Source organism: Pseudomonas sp. SWRI99 (genome assembly GCF_014270125.1).
In the GTDB taxonomy this organism is placed as follows: Bacteria; Pseudomonadota; Gammaproteobacteria; order Pseudomonadales; family Pseudomonadaceae; genus Aquipseudomonas; species Aquipseudomonas hamedanensis.
Genome location: NZ_JABWQR010000005.1, coordinates 169,577 through 184,310 on the forward strand (window position 1 = coordinate 169,577; position 14,734 = coordinate 184,310).

Below are 14,734 nucleotides of genomic sequence, written 5' to 3' on the forward strand. Positions count from 1 at the left end.
TCAGTGCGGCGCTTCGGCCGCATGGTTAAGCGAATATTTCGGAATCTCGACGGTGAGGTCTTCTTCACCGACGATGGCCTGACAGGCCAGACGCGATTGCGGCTCAAGACCCCAGGCCCGATCAAGGAAGTCCTCTTCCAGCTCGTCAGCTTCTTCCAGCGAGTCGAAACCCTCGCGGATGATGCAGTGGCAGGTGGTGCAGGCGCAGACGCCGCCGCAGGCACTTTCCATCTCGATGTGGTGTTCGTGGGCCAGTTCGAGAATCGATGTGCCGGGCGCAGCCTCGACCACCATGCCTTCAGGGCAGAACTTCTCGTGGGGCAGAAAAATGACCTGCGGCATCAGATATCCTCGATTTCATTCAGGTTGCGCCCCGACAGAGCGGCTTTCACCGTCAAATCCATGCGGCGGGCGGCAAAAGCATCGGTCACTTGCGACAGACGTTTGGTCTGCTGCTCGATGGCGTAACCATCGGTACCTTTCATCAGTTCGGCCAGTTCCTGCATTTGCAGTTCAATGACCATGCGCTCTTCGGCGTCGAGCAAACGCTCGCCATCGGCATCCAGAGCACCCTGCACGGCTTCGAGCAGGCGCTGGGCATCGACTTGCTGCTCGCGCAGTACGCGGGCGACCTTATCGTCATTGGCGTGCTGGAACGAATCCTTGAGCATTTTAGCGATTTCGCCGTCGGTCAGACCGTAGGACGGCTTGACCTGTATGCTCGCTTCAACGCCCGAGCCCAACTCACGGGCAGACACGCTGAGCAGACCGTCGGCATCAACCTGGAAGGTCACGCGGATTTTCGCTGCACCGGCCACCATCGCCGGGATGCCGCGCAATTCGAAGCGTGCCAGGGAGCGGCAGTCGCTGATCAGCTCGCGCTCGCCCTGCAAGACGTGGATGGCCATGGCCGACTGGCCGTCTTTATAGGTGGTGAAGTCCTGGGCGCGAGCGACGGGGATGGTGGTGTTGCGCGGAATCACCTTCTCCATCAGGCCGCCCATGGTTTCCAGCCCAAGGGACAGCGGGATCACGTCGAGCAGCAGCAATTCGCCACCGTCGCGCTTGTTGCCGGCCAGGGTATCAGCCTGGATCGCGGCCCCAATGGCCACCACTTGATCCGGGTCGATTTCCGTCAATGGCTGACGACCGAAGGCTTCGGCAACCGCTTCGCGAACGCGTGGCACACGGGTCGAACCGCCGACCATGACCACGGCGTGGACGTCTTCCAGCTCAATGCCGGAATCACGCACGGCGCGGCGGCAGGCTTTCAGGCTGCGCGCGACCATCGGCTCGATCAGCGCATCGAAGGCTTCACGGGTCAGTTGCGCTTTCCAGTCGCCGTAAGCCACTTCAACGCTGGCCGCATCGGTCAGGGCTTCTTTGGCCGCGCAAGCGGTTTGCAGCAGATTGCGTTGTGCACCTGGGTCGAGATCGGCGGACAGGCCGGCGCTCTCGATGATCCAGCCGGCAATCGCGTGGTCGAAGTCATCGCCGCCCAGCGCGCTGTCGCCACCAGTGGCCAGAACTTCAAACACGCCGCCAGTCAGACGCAGAATCGAAATATCGAAAGTGCCGCCGCCCAAATCGTAGATTGCCACCAGACCTTCGGCGTGCTGATCCAGACCGTAAGCCACGGCTGCGGCGGTCGGCTCGTTGAGCAGACGCAATACGTTCAAACCGGCGAGTTTGGCCGCGTCTTTGGTGGCTTGGCGCTGAGCATCGTCAAAATAGGCAGGAACGGTGATTACCGCGCCAACCAGTTCGCCACCCAAAGTCGCTTCAGCACGCTGACGCAGGACCTTGAGGATATCGGCGGAGACTTCGACCGGGCTTTTCGGGCCTTGCACAGTGTCGATGAACGGCATGTGCGATTCGCCACCAACGAAGCGATACGGCAATTGTTCGCCCAGTTGCTTGACGTCGGACAGACCACGACCCATCAAGCGCTTGACCGACAGCACGGTGTTCAGAGGATCGGAGGCTGCGGCCAGCTTGGCCGACTCGCCGACTTCAACGCGGTCGGCGTGATAACGCACGGCGGACGGCAGGATGACCTGCCCGTTGGCGTCGGCCAGCGGCTCGGACAGACCACTGCGCAGCGCAGCGACCAGCGAATTGGTAGTACCCAAGTCGATCCCCACAGCCAGACGGCGCTGGTGCGGTTGAGGACTTTGGCCGGGTTCGGCGATCTGCAGTAGAGCCATGGTGATCAGGTCTTATCTGTCTGTCAGGCGTGCAATCAGGGCAGCACTGGGTTAATCGTCGAGGCGCTCTTCTAGCTGGCGCACTTCGTAGGTGAGCTTGTCGAGGAATTGCATGCGCCGCATCAGGCGTTCGGCCTGCTCGCGTTGTGCCGCATCATCCCAACAGGCTGCGAAGCTTTCGTTGAGTTGTTCCTGAGCTGCTTTCAAGCGACGCTTGAACACCGCGACACCTTCGAGGTCGGCACTGTCCTGCAGATCTTCGAGTTCTTCGCGCCATTGCATCTGCTGCAGAAGAAACTCGGGATCATGGACCGTGACTTCCATCGGCACTTCATGTCCGCTGATTTTCAGCAGATAGCGTGCACGCTGGGCCGGGCTCTTTAGCGTCTGATAGGCGTCGTTGAGCCGCGCCGATTGCTCGAGCGCCGAGCGCTGCTCACGCTCGGAAGCGTCGGCAAAGCGGTCAGGATGAACGCCGCGCGCCAACTCACGATAGCGCGTGGCCAACTGCTCGAGATCCAGGCGGAAGCTCGGTTGCAGCTCGAATAAAGCGAAATGACAAGGAATACCCACGACCAGCCTCAGATGTTGAAGCTTTCGCCGCAGCCACATTCACCGCGCACGTTGGGGTTGTTGAACTTGAAGCCTTCGTTCAACCCTTCCTTGACGAAATCGAGCTCGGTGCCGTCCAGGTAGGCCAGGCTTTTCGGGTCGATGATCACTTTCTGACCATGACTTTCAAACACCTGATCCTCTTCACCCACTTCGTCGACGAATTCCAGTACATAGGCGAGACCGGAACAGCCCGTGGTGCGAACACCCAGGCGGATACCCTCGCCCTTACCGCGCCCTGCTAAAGAACGCTGAATATGCTGAGCAGCCGCTTCTGTCATCTGGATAGCCATGGAAACTCCTTACCTAACGCGGATCAGATCAAGCCTTTCTTCTGCTTGTAATCGCGAACAGCCGCCTTGATAGCGTCTTCAGCGAGTACCGAGCAGTGGATTTTCACTGGCGGCAGGGCCAGTTCTTCGGCCAGCTGAGTGTTCTTGATGGTTTCGGCTTCGTCCAGGGTCTTGCCCTTCATCCACTCGGTGGCGAGGGAGCTGGAGGCGATTGCCGAACCGCAACCGTAGGTCTTGAACTTGGCGTCTTCGATAACGCCCTGATCGTTGACCTTGATCTGCAGACGCATCACGTCGCCGCACGCCGGCGCGCCGACCATGCCGGTGCCGACATCAGGATCTTCCGCGTTCATCTTGCCGACGTTGCGCGGGTTTTCGTAGTGGTCGATGACCTTTTCGCTGTAAGCCATGATTCTCAATCCTCACTCATCAGGGCCGCTCTTGAGGCCCTGCAACTGCGCTGCGTAAATCGCCGCGTCGCTACAGGGTCTGTATCCGGCGGCTTCTATAGTTAGTGTGCCGCCCACTCGATCTTCGAGATATCGACGCCGTCTTTGTACATGTCCCACAGCGGCGACAAAGCGCGCAGCTTGGTAACGGCCTCGCAGACTTTCTGCGCGGCGTAGTCGATTTCTTCTTCGGTGGTGAAACGGCCGAAGGTGAAGCGGATCGAGCTGTGTGCCAGTTCGTCGTTGCGGCCCAGGGCGCGCAGTACGTACGAAGGCTCCAGCGACGCCGAAGTGCAGGCCGAACCGGACGATACCGCCAGATCCTTGAGCGCCATGATCAGCGACTCGCCTTCAACGTAGTTGAAGCTCAGGTTCAGGTTGTGCGGAACGCGGGCGGTCAGGCTGCCGTTGACGTACAGCTCTTCCAGGTGCTCGACCTGCTTGTAGAAGCGGTCGCTCAAGGCTTTGATGCGCACGTTCTCGGCGGCCATGTCTTCTTTGGCCACGCGGAACGCTTCGCCCATGCCGACGATCTGGTGGGTCGCCAGGGTACCGGAACGCATGCCGCGCTCGTGACCGCCGCCGTGCATGGTCGCTTCGATGCGCACACGCGGTTTACGGCTGACGTACAGCGCGCCGATGCCTTTAGGGCCATAAGTCTTGTGGGCGGAAAACGACATCATGTCGACTTTCAGTTTCTGCAGATCGATCTCGACCTTGCCAGTGGACTGAGCGGCGTCGACGTGGAACAGCACGCCTTTGGCGCGCAGCATCTCGCCGATGGCGGCGATGTCGTTGACGGTGCCGATTTCGTTGTTGACGTGCATCACCGACACCAGAATGGTGTCTTCGCGCAGTGCCGCGTCGATCATTGCAGGGGTGATCAGACCGTCTTCGGTAGGCTCGAGGTAGGTCACTTCGAAACCTTCACGCTCCAGCTGGCGCATGGTGTCGAGGACAGCCTTGTGCTCAATCTTGCTGGTGATCAGGTGCTTGCCCTTGGAGGCATAGAAATGTGCCGCGCCCTTGATAGCCAGGTTGTCGGACTCGGTCGCACCGGAGGTCCAGACGATTTCGCGCGGGTCGGCATTGACCAGATCGGCCACCTGACGGCGAGCGTTTTCGACGGACTCTTCAGCCTTCCAGCCGAACACGTGGGAACGGGACGCCGGGTTACCGAAGTTTCCGTCGACCAGCAGGCATTCACTCATTTTCTGCGCAACACGCGGATCAACCGGGGTGGTTGCAGAGTAATCAAGGTAAATCGGCAATTTCATGGACTATCTCCTAAATCAGGGCTGGCGTGCCGCGGGTAGCTCTTCGGCTGTCATTCGACGGCGGACGCTTCAATCTTGTCCAGGCGTGGCGCCTTGCTGCTGCAACGGCGCTGGTCCTGACGCTGGGCCACTTCTTGTACCTCACGGCGAGTCACAAGGTCGGCCAAGCTGATACCGCTCAGAAATTCGTGAATCTGCAGGCTCAAGTCGCACCACAGATGATGGGTCAGGCAGGTGTCACCGGAATGGCAATCGCCCTGGCCCTGGCACTTGGTCGCATCGACCGATTCGTTCACCGCATCGATCACCTGGGCGACCTGAATGCCCTGCATCTCGCGGGACAATTGGTAGCCACCACCCGGACCGCGAACGCTGGAAACCAGGTTGCTGCGGCGCAGCTTGGCGAACAGCTGTTCGAGGTAGGACAGGGAGATGCCTTGGCGCTCGGAGATATCGGCCAGAGACACCGGCCCGTGCTGCGCGTGCAACGCCAGGTCAAGCATGGCGGTCACGGCGTATCGGCCTTTTGTAGTCAGTCGCATGGACAGTTACCACGGAGTTCGGAATGGGCGGGAGTATGCAATTCCCGAGCATTTAAGTCAACTATAAGACCTAGTGCTTTAGTCGGGTTTACCCGCAAAAGAGCGCGCGCACTATAGCAAAGACGGGTTGCGGACAGCCAGTGATACCGAGCCATCGTTCATCGCGAGCAGGCTCACTCCTACATTTGAAATACGCTCCCCTGTAGGAGTGAGCCTGCTCGCGATAGCAACGGCTCGGTTTAACTGGCCTGACTCTGATCCTTGCCCTTCACACTGGCGAAGTCTTCTTCGCGCAGCTCAGGCAGATCTTTCGCACAGTAATTGCTGCCCAGATCTTTCAGCGCGCCGCACATCCCTTCCAACCGACCGTCCACCGCTTGCAGGTGATCGAGCAACTGGCCGATGGCGCGGGCCACCGGATCGGGCATGTCTTCACTGACACCGTAGGCATCGAAACCAATCTTTTCCGCCATGGCCTTGCGCTTGGCGTCCTGCTCTTCATCGGTCTTGACGATGATCCGCCCCGGAATCCCCACCACGGTGGCGCCCGGCGGCACTTCTTTGGTCACTACGGCGTTGGAGCCGACCTTGGCGCCGGCACCCACCGTGAATGGCCCCAACACCTTGGCACCAGCACCGACTACCACGCCATCACCCAGCGTCGGATGGCGCTTGCCTTTGTTCCAACTGGTGCCACCCAGAGTCACGCCTTGATAGATAGTCACGTCGTCGCCGATCTCGGCGGTCTCGCCAATGACAATGCCCATGCCGTGATCGATGAAGAAACGCCGCCCGACTTTCGCACCGGGATGGATCTCGATCCCGGTCAGCCAGCGACCGAAGTTCGACACCAGTCGCGCCAACCATTTCAGCTCGTTGCGCCAGAGCATGCCGGCCAGACGATGAATCCAGATTGCATGCATGCCGGGATAGCAGGTCAGGACTTCAAAAGCGTTACGCGCCGCCGGGTCTCGATGGAATACGCTCTGGATATCTTCACGCAAACGCTCAAACATCATTTAGTCCTTCCGCTTCAGAAGCTCGCCACGGGCCGCTTTTTGGGTTTCCGTGAGGATGCCACGCAAAATATTCATTTCCGCCCGGCTGACCGAGCTGCGTCCGTACAACCGGCGCAGGCGCGCCATCAAGTGTCGCGGTTTCTCCGGATCGAGGAATTCGATGGCGACCAGCGTCTGCTCCAGATGCTCATAGAATCGCTCCAGCTCATCCATGGTCGCCAGCTCGGCACTTTTCACCGAAGCCACTTCTTCTTTCTCGACCTTGCTCGGCTGACCTTGTGCCGCCAGCCAGGCCATGCGCACTTCATAACTCAACACCTGCACCGCCGCCCCAAGATTCAGCGAACTGAACGTCGGGTCAGATGGGATGTGTACGTGAAAGTGACATCGCTGCAGCTCTTCGTTGGTCAGACCAGAATCTTCGCGGCCGAACACCAGGGCAATTTCTGCGCCCTGCCCGGCTTCCTCGACCACTTTGCTGCCGCATTCGCGCGGATCGAGCAGCGGCCAGGGAATACGCCGGTCACGGGCGCTGGTGCCAAGCACCAGATTGCAGCCGACCAGGGCATCTTCCAAGGTGGCGACGACTTGCGCGCTTTCAAGGATATCCCCCGCACCGGAGGCGCGGGCATCGGCCTCGTGGTGCGGGAAGAGCCGCGGTTCGACCAGCACCAGTCGCGACAGACCCATGTTTTTCATGGCGCGCGCGGCCCCGCCGATGTTGCCGGGGTGACTGGTGTTGACCAGGACGACACGAATGTTCTGCAGCAAGGGAGGCGCTCTCGGACACAGGAAAGGGGGGCAAATCTTACAGAACAGCCTACCGTTAAGCTATGAAAGCGAACAGCGTCCTTCACCTGAAGAAAAGTTCTGATAGAATGCGCGGCTTTCTTTAACAACCTTAGGTGACACATCCATGCAGCCCATGCTGAATATCGCGCTGCGCGCCGCCCGCAGCGCCAGTGAACTGATCTTCCGCTCCATCGAGCGCCTGGATACCATCAAGGTCGACGAAAAAGACGCCAAGGATTATGTATCCGAGGTCGATCGCGCCGCTGAACAGAAAATCATCGATGCCCTGCGCAAGGCTTACCCGAATCACTCGATCCAGGGTGAAGAGACCGGCCTGCACGCCGGCACCGGCATCGAAGGCGAAGAGTACCTGTGGATCATCGATCCACTGGACGGCACTACCAACTTCCTGCGCGGCATTCCTCACTTCGCCGTCAGCATCGCCTGCAAATACCGTGGTCGCCTGGAACACGCTGTGGTTCTGGATCCGGTTCGCCAGGAAGAATTCACCGCCAGCCGTGGTCGCGGCGCTCAACTGAACGGTCGCCGCCTGCGCGTCAGCGGTCGCACCAGCCTCGACGGCGCCCTGCTCGGCACTGGCTTCCCGTTCCGTGACGACCAGATGGACAACCTCGACAACTACCTGGGCATGTTCCGCGCCCTGGTTGGCCAGACTGCCGGCATCCGCCGCGCCGGTTCGGCGAGCCTGGACCTGGCTTATGTAGCTGCCGGTCGTTTCGATGCGTTCTGGGAATCGGGCCTGTCCGAGTGGGACATGGCGGCAGGCGCTCTGCTGATTCAGGAAGCCGGCGGCTTGGTGAGCGACTTCACCGGCGGCCACGACTTCCTGGAAAAAGGCCACATCGTTGCCGGCAACACCAAATGCTTCAAGGCAGTCCTGACGGCGATCCAGCCGCACCTGCCAGCTTCGCTGAAGCGCTAAGCTTTTCGCGGAACCACAAAAGCACCTTTCGGGGTGCTTTTTTTATGCCTGCAATTTGCCTGAACACACCACAAACCCAATGTAGGAGTGAGCCTGCTCGCGATAGCGGTGTTTCAGCCACCACTTGTTTTGAATGATAAATAGCTATCGCGAGCAGGCTCACTCCTACAAGGGGATTGCGGTGTTGCTTGAATCGCGAGCACAAAAAAAGCACCCCGCGGGGTGCTTCTTGTAAAACAGTCGGTCGTTACTGACCCGGTTCGTTCTGCGACAGGACCAGCTTGCCTTCCTTGTCGACCGGAATCTGGTTGCCCGGATCGCGATCCATCCGCACTTTGCCTTCCTTGCCATCGATCGAGTAACGCACGTCATAACCGACGACCTTGTCGCTGATGTCATTGACCGTGTTGCAGCGGGTTTGCGTGGTGGTGTAGGTGTCACGCTCCTGCATGCCCTCCTGCACCTTGTTACCGGCGTAACCGCCACCGACCGCACCGGCTACCGTGGCAATTTTCTTGCCGGTGCCGCCGCCGATCTGATTGCCCAGCAGACCGCCTGCCAGTGCACCGACCACCGTACCGGCGATCTGATGCTGATCCTTCACAGGCGCCTGACGAGTGACCGTCACGTCCTTGCACACTTCACGTGGAGTCTTGATCTGTGTCTTGACCGGTTCCACGGCCAGTACCTGCGCATACTCAGGGCCGCTTTTAACCAGGCTGTAGGTGGCAACAGCACCCCCGGCAGTCACACCGACAGCACCCAATACCGCACCAACCAGCATCGACTTGTTCACATGAACCTCCTGACCATCACATACGGGACAAGCCCGCGCTTCTCCCAGCCTTGGAGCATAAAAAAAGGCGCGAGTTCAACTCGCGCCTTTCTTGGGCTGACAGCCGGGAAAACGATCGCCGTTATGGACGGTCGTCGACTTCCTTTTCGTTGTTGGCCGGAGGAATCAGATCCTCGGTGGTCAGGTTCAGCCAGATCAGCACCACGTTGGCGATGTAGATCGACGAGTAGGTACCCGCCAGTACACCGATGAACAGCGCGATGGAGAAGCCGAACAGGTTGTCACCGCCGAAGAACAACAGCGCCGCGATCGCCAGCAGGGTGGAGATCGATGTCGCCATGGTGCGCAGCAGGGTCTGGGTGGTCGAGATGTTGATGTTCTCGATCAGCGTCGCCTTGCGCAGTACACGAAAGTTCTCACGCACCCGGTCGAACACGACGATGGTGTCGTTCAGCGAGTAACCGATGATCGCCAGGACCGCCGCCAGCACCGTCAGGTCGAAGGTGATCTGGAAGAACGACAGAATACCGATGGTCACGATCACGTCGTGAATCAGCGAAACAATGGCGCCGACCGCAAATTTCCACTGAAAGCGGAAGGCCAGGTAGATCAGGATGCCGCCGAGCGCCAGCAACATGCCGAGGCCGCCCTGGTCGCGCAGCTCTTCGCCAACCTGCGGGCCGACGAACTCGACGCGCTTGACGGTCGCCGGGTTGTCGCCGCCGACTTTCAGCAGCGCCTCCGCTACCTGATGACCCAACTGCGGATCTTCGCCCGGCATACGCACCAGCAGATCGGTGGTCGCACCGAAGTTCTGCACGACGGCGTCGTGGTAGCCGGAAGTCGCCAGTTGCTCGCGCACCTTGGTGACATCCGCCGGACGCTCGTAGGTCAGCTCGATGAGCGTACCGCCGGTGAAGTCCAGGCCCCAGTTCATGCCCTTGGTGGCGACGCTGAACAAGGCCAGCAATGTCAGAAAAACCGTGACGCCGAACGCGAAGTTGCGAACGCCCATGAAGTTGATTGTACGTAACATGGCAGCCCCTTAAATCCACAACTTCTTGAAGTCACGTCCGCCAAAGATCAGGTTGACCATTGCGCGGGTCACCATGATGGCCGTGAACATCGAGGTAAAGATCCCGAGGGACATGGTCACTGCGAAGCCCTTCACCGGGCCGGTGCCCATGGCGAAGAGAATGCCGCCGACCAACAGCGTGGTCAGGTTGGCGTCGAGAATCGCAGTGAATGCCCGGCCGAAGCCTTCGTTGATTGCCCGCTGCACAGTCATGCCAGCGGCGATCTCTTCACGAATCCGCGAGAAGATCAGTACGTTGGCGTCGACGGCCATGCCCATGGTCAACACGATACCGGCGATACCCGGCAGGGTCAGCGTGGCGCCGAGCAGCGACATCAAGGCCAGCAGCAGCACCATGTTCACCGCCAGCGCGACGGTGGCGATGACGCCGAAGAAGCGGTAGATGGCGATGATGAACAGCGACACGAACAGCATGCCCCACAGCGACGCATCGATACCTTTGGTGATGTTGTCAGCACCCAGGCTCGGGCCGATGGTGCGCTCTTCAGCGAAGTACATCGGTGCGGCCAGACCACCGGCACGCAGCAGCAGCGCCAGCTCAGACGACTCGCCTTGGCCGTTCAGGCCGGTGATGCGGAATTGCGCACCCAGCGGCGACTGAATGGTCGCCAGGCTGATGATTTTCTTCTCTTCCTTGAACGTCTGCACCGCGACGTCTTTCTCGACGCCGTTGACCATTTGTTTGGTGTAAGTGGTGACCGGACGCTGCTCGATGAAGATCACCGCCATGCTGCGACCGACGTTGGAACGGGTCGCGCGGCTCATCAACTCGCCACCGTGGCCATCCAGACGGATGTTCACTTCAGGCGTGCCGTGCTCGCCGAAACCGGCCTTGGCGTCAGTGACCTGGTCACCGGTGATGATCAGACCACGTTCGATCTGCGCCGCAGGACGGTTGCCTTCACGGAATTCGAACGATTCGGAAGTGGCTTTCGAAGCGCCCGGCTCTGCAGCCAGTCGGAACTCGAGGTTGGCCGTCTTGCCGAGGATACGCTTGGCTTCGGCCGTGTCCTGCACGCCCGGCAGCTCAACCACAATGCGGTTGGCGCCCTGACGCTGAACGATCGGTTCGGCAACACCCAGCTCGTTGACGCGGTTACGTACCGTGGTCAAGTTCTGCTTGATGGAGTATTCACGGATTTCCGCCAGCTTGGCCGGGGTCATCGCCAGACGCAGCACCGGTTGACCGTTGAGGTCGGCCGGAACAATGTCGAAATCGTTGAAGTTCTTGCGGATCAGCGCACGGGCCTGTTCGCGGGAGTCTTCATCGCTGAAGCCCAACTGAATGGCACCGCCCAGTTGCGGCAGGCTGCGATAGCGCAGCTTCTCTTTGCGCAGCAGGCTCTTGACGTCGCCTTCGTAGACTTTCAGGCGAGCATCGAGGGCTTTGTCCATGTCCACTTCAAGCAGGAAGTGCACACCACCGGACAAGTCCAGACCCAGCTTCATCGGGTGCGCACCCAGATTGCGCAGCCATTGCGGAGTGGTTTGCGCCAGGTTCAGCGCGACGACGTAGTCATCACCCAATGCCTTGCGCACAACATCTTTGGCCGGCAGTTGGTCTTCAGCCTTGCTCAGACGGATCAGCCCGCCCTTGCCGTTGGCCGCCAGCGTCGCAGCCTTGACGTTGATGCCGGATTCCTTGAGCGCCGTGCTCACACGATCCAGATCAGCCTGATTGACTTGCAGCGCAGTGCTTGCACCGCTGACCTGGATGGCCGGGTCATCAGGATAAAGATTGGGAGCGGAATAAATCAGACCGACCGCCAGCACCGCCAGGATCAGAATGTATTTCCACAGAGGGTATTTGTTCAGCATCACGCCGCCCGTTATGAACGCGGGGCGCCTTGCGCGCCCCGTCGATTGAGTAGAAGTTGTTGCTCTTAGATCGCTTTCAGCGTGCCTTTTGGCAGCGTGGCGGCGATGGCGCCTTTCTGGAACTTCATTTCAACGGTGTCGGACACTTCCAGCACCACGAAGTCATCGGCAACCTTGGTGATCTTGCCGGCGATGCCGCCAGTGGTCACAACTTCGTCACCCTTTTGCAGGCTGCTCAGCAGGTTCTTCTGCTCTTTGGCGCGCTTGGCCTGTGGACGCCAGATCATCAGGTAGAAGATGACCAGGAAGCCGACCAGGAAAATCCACTCGAAGCCGCCGCCCATTGGGCTTGCAGCAGCCGGTGCAGCTGCGTCAGCCATGGCGTTAGAGATAAAAAAGCTCATTTAGCACTCCAGTTGCAAATGTTGAATCTTGGGGTCAGAAAACTCAGTCCAAAGGCGGGACGGGAAGTCCGCGTTTGGCGTAAAAGGCATCGACAAAGGCGGCCAATGTACCCTGTTGAATAGCCTCGCGCAAACCAGCCATCAGCACCTGATAATGGCGCAAGTTATGGATGGTATTGAGCATGCTGCCGAGCATTTCGCCGCACTTGTCCAAGTGATGCAGATAAGCACGCGAGAAGTTCTGGCAGGTATAGCAATCGCAGGTCGGATCCAGCGGCGATTCATCATGGCGATGAAACGCGTTACGGATCTTCAGCACACCGGTATCGATGAACAGATGCCCATTGCGGGCATTACGGGTTGGCATCACGCAATCGAACATGTCCACCCCGCGGCGCACACCCTCAACCAGATCTTCCGGTTTGCCAACGCCCATAAGGTAACGAGGTTTGTCAGCCGGCATCTGGCCCGGCAGATAATCCAGTACCTTGATCATTTCATGCTTCGGTTCGCCCACCGACAGACCGCCGATGGCGAGGCCGTCGAAGCCGATCTTGTCGAGGCCTTCGAGCGAGCGCATGCGCAGATTTTCATGCATGCCGCCCTGAACGATGCCGAACAGCGCCGCGGTGTTGTCGCCATGGGCATTCTTCGAACGCTGGGCCCAGCGCAACGACAGCTCCATCGACACGCGCGCGACGTCTTCGTCAGCCGGGTACGGCGTGCACTCGTCGAAGATCATCACGATGTCGGAGCCTAAATCGCGCTGCACCTGCATCGACTCTTCCGGGCCCATGAACACTTTGGCGCCGTCGACCGGAGAAGCGAAGGTCACACCTTCCTCCTTGATCTTGCGCATCGCGCCGAGGCTGAACACCTGGAAGCCGCCGGAGTCGGTAAGAATCGGGCCTTTCCACTGCATGAAATCGTGCAGGTCGCCGTGCTCCTTGATCACCTGAGTGCCAGGACGCAGCCACAGGTGGAAGGTGTTGCCCAGAATGATCTCCGCGCCAGTGGCGACGATGTCACGCGGCAACATGCCCTTGACCGTGCCGTAGGTGCCAACCGGCATGAACGCCGGGGTCTCGACGGTGCCACGGGGGAACGTCAGGCGACCACGGCGGGCCTTGCCATCGGTGGCCAGGAGCTCAAAGGACATTCGACATTCGCGACTCATTGTGTTTCCTCTGGGCCTGATTGTTCAGGGGCAGTTGGAGCGGGATTGCGGGTGATGAACATCGCATCACCGTAGCTGAAAAAGCGGTAACCGTTATCGACGGCGGCCTTGTAGGCGGCCATTGTTTCCGGATAACCGGCAAACGCGGAAACCAGCATCAACAGCGTGGATTCCGGCAAATGGAAATTGGTCACCAGGGCATCAACCACATGAAACGGTCGGCCCGGGTAGATAAAGATGTCGGTGTCGCCACTGAACGGCTTGAGCACACCATCGCGCGCCGCACTCTCCAGCGAACGCACACTGGTCGTGCCCACAGCAATCACCCGACCGCCCCGCGCACGGCACGCGGCAACGGCGTCGACCACGTCCTGGCCGACTTCCAGCCACTCGCTGTGCATGTGGTGATCTTCGATCTTCTCGACACGCACCGGCTGGAACGTCCCCGCGCCGACGTGCAGCGTAACGAATGCAGTCTCGACGCCCTTGGCGGCAATCGCCTGCATCAACGGCTCATCGAAATGCAGCCCCGCCGTCGGCGCCGCCACCGCCCCCAGACGCTGGGCGTACACGGTCTGATAACGCTCGCGATCCGCGCCTTCATCCGGGCGGTCTATATAAGGAGGCAACGGCATGTGCCCGACGCGGTCGAGCAGCGGCAACACTTCCTCGGCAAAACCCAGCTCGAACAACGCATCGTGACGCGCGAGCATCTCGGCTTCGCCACCGCCATCGATAAGGATCTTCGAACCCGGCTTCGGCGACTTGCTGGAACGCACATGAGCCAGCACGCGGTGCGCATCGAGCACGCGTTCGACGAGAATTTCCAGCTTGCCGCCGGACGCTTTCTGCCCGAACAGCCGCGCCGGAATCACCCGGGTATTGTTGAACACCATCAAATCGCCCGAGCGCAAATGCTCAAGCAAATCAGTGAACTGACGGTGTGCCAGGGCGCCGCTCGGCCCATCAAGGGTCAGCAGGCGACTACCGCGACGCTCGGCCAACGGGTGGCGGGCGATCAGCGAATCAGGAAGCTCGAAAGTAAAGTCAGCAACGCGCATGATGGGGTTCGTCTAGCAGGGCCGGAAAGTCTAGCGGAAATATCGAAAATTGACCATGAAACGTGATTGACCAACGGTAATCACCTCTCTATACTTCGCCGCCATTGAGCCCTGATGGCGGAATTGGTAGACGCGGCGGATTCAAAATCCGTTTTCGAAAGGAGTGGGAGTTCGAGTCTCCCTCGGGGCACCACATAGCAGTATCTGAGAGTCTCTACCAGTCTCTCAGACCCAAAAAAACCGGCCAC

At 59.7% G+C, this 14,734-nt stretch carries 16 protein-coding genes and 1 tRNA gene; 2 read left to right on the top strand and 15 right to left on the bottom strand.

Going from position 1 to position 14,734, the window contains the following annotated elements; genetic code table 11:
• The 9 genes from fdx to trmJ all read right to left on the bottom strand — a co-directional run bounded on the left by fdx (position 1) and on the right by trmJ (position 7,170).
• The gene (fdx, locus tag HU743_RS06120; RefSeq protein WP_186647601.1) at positions 1–342 is read right to left on the bottom strand and encodes an ISC system 2Fe-2S type ferredoxin; all 342 of its coding nucleotides are present in this window, start codon (positions 340–342) and stop codon (positions 1–3) included.
• Positions 342–2,207 (bottom strand): Fe-S protein assembly chaperone HscA, encoded by a 1,866-nt coding sequence (hscA, locus tag HU743_RS06125; RefSeq protein ID WP_024014218.1) that lies wholly within the window; start codon positions 2,205–2,207, stop codon positions 342–344. The genes fdx and hscA overlap by 1 nt, the downstream gene beginning before the upstream one ends.
• A gap of 51 nt (positions 2,208–2,258) precedes the next feature.
• Positions 2,259–2,780 (bottom strand): co-chaperone HscB, encoded by a 522-nt coding sequence (gene hscB / locus HU743_RS06130; RefSeq protein WP_186619860.1) that lies wholly within the window; start codon positions 2,778–2,780, stop codon positions 2,259–2,261.
• Positions 2,781–2,788: 8 nt separating this feature from the next.
• Complete coding sequence (iscA, locus tag HU743_RS06135) at positions 2,789–3,112, bottom strand: iron-sulfur cluster assembly protein IscA (RefSeq protein WP_186549099.1); 324 nt, start codon at positions 3,110–3,112, stop codon at positions 2,789–2,791.
• Between the two features lie 23 nt (positions 3,113–3,135).
• A complete protein-coding gene (gene iscU / locus HU743_RS06140) occupies positions 3,136–3,522 on the bottom strand; it encodes a Fe-S cluster assembly scaffold IscU (protein ID WP_003227907.1) in 387 nt (128 codons plus the stop codon).
• 101 nt (positions 3,523–3,623) lie between these two features.
• Positions 3,624–4,838: an IscS subfamily cysteine desulfurase gene (locus HU743_RS06145; protein ID WP_186549097.1), complete on the bottom strand. Its 1,215-nt coding sequence runs from the start codon at positions 4,836–4,838 to the stop codon at positions 3,624–3,626.
• Positions 4,839–4,888: 50 nt separating this feature from the next.
• Positions 4,889–5,380: a Fe-S cluster assembly transcriptional regulator IscR gene (gene iscR, locus HU743_RS06150; protein WP_186530338.1), complete on the bottom strand. Its 492-nt coding sequence runs from the start codon at positions 5,378–5,380 to the stop codon at positions 4,889–4,891.
• 239 nt (positions 5,381–5,619) lie between these two features.
• Positions 5,620–6,396, bottom strand: a complete 777-nt coding sequence (gene cysE / locus HU743_RS06155; RefSeq protein WP_186549095.1) for a serine O-acetyltransferase — start codon at positions 6,394–6,396, stop codon at positions 5,620–5,622.
• Positions 6,397–6,399: 3 nt separating this feature from the next.
• Positions 6,400–7,170, bottom strand: coding sequence for a tRNA (cytosine(32)/uridine(32)-2'-O)-methyltransferase TrmJ (gene trmJ, locus HU743_RS06160; protein ID WP_186647604.1), 771 nt, complete (start codon positions 7,168–7,170; stop codon positions 6,400–6,402).
• A 145-nt stretch (positions 7,171–7,315) separates the two neighbouring features.
• On the opposite strand from trmJ, the gene suhB reads away from it, so the two are divergent.
• Complete coding sequence (gene suhB / locus HU743_RS06165) at positions 7,316–8,134, top strand: inositol-phosphate phosphatase (protein ID WP_016773320.1); 819 nt, start codon at positions 7,316–7,318, stop codon at positions 8,132–8,134.
• Positions 8,135–8,381: 247 nt separating this feature from the next.
• Here the strand turns inward: suhB and HU743_RS06170 are convergent, their stop codons facing one another.
• The 6 genes from HU743_RS06170 to queA form a co-directional block, all read right to left on the bottom strand.
• Entirely contained in the window at positions 8,382–8,930 is a 549-nt protein-coding gene (locus HU743_RS06170; protein WP_186647605.1) for a glycine zipper 2TM domain-containing protein, read from the bottom strand.
• A gap of 121 nt (positions 8,931–9,051) precedes the next feature.
• Positions 9,052–9,966 (bottom strand): protein translocase subunit SecF, encoded by a 915-nt coding sequence (secF, locus tag HU743_RS06175; protein WP_186647606.1) that lies wholly within the window; start codon positions 9,964–9,966, stop codon positions 9,052–9,054.
• Positions 9,967–9,975: 9 nt separating this feature from the next.
• Positions 9,976–11,844 (bottom strand): protein translocase subunit SecD, encoded by a 1,869-nt coding sequence (gene secD, locus HU743_RS06180; protein WP_186647607.1) that lies wholly within the window; start codon positions 11,842–11,844, stop codon positions 9,976–9,978.
• A gap of 65 nt (positions 11,845–11,909) precedes the next feature.
• The gene (yajC, locus tag HU743_RS06185; protein WP_016773317.1) at positions 11,910–12,248 is read right to left on the bottom strand and encodes a preprotein translocase subunit YajC; all 339 of its coding nucleotides are present in this window, start codon (positions 12,246–12,248) and stop codon (positions 11,910–11,912) included.
• Positions 12,249–12,291: 43 nt separating this feature from the next.
• Complete coding sequence (tgt, locus tag HU743_RS06190) at positions 12,292–13,407, bottom strand: tRNA guanosine(34) transglycosylase Tgt (protein WP_160768392.1); 1,116 nt, start codon at positions 13,405–13,407, stop codon at positions 12,292–12,294.
• Positions 13,408–13,421: 14 nt separating this feature from the next.
• The gene (gene queA / locus HU743_RS06195) at positions 13,422–14,486 is read right to left on the bottom strand and encodes a tRNA preQ1(34) S-adenosylmethionine ribosyltransferase-isomerase QueA (RefSeq protein WP_186647608.1); all 1,065 of its coding nucleotides are present in this window, start codon (positions 14,484–14,486) and stop codon (positions 13,422–13,424) included.
• 108 nt (positions 14,487–14,594) lie between these two features.
• Between queA and HU743_RS06200 the strand changes: the two genes are divergently transcribed.
• Positions 14,595–14,679: transfer RNA gene (locus tag HU743_RS06200), tRNA-Leu, on the top strand.
• The last annotated feature ends 55 nt before the right edge of the window (positions 14,680–14,734 follow it).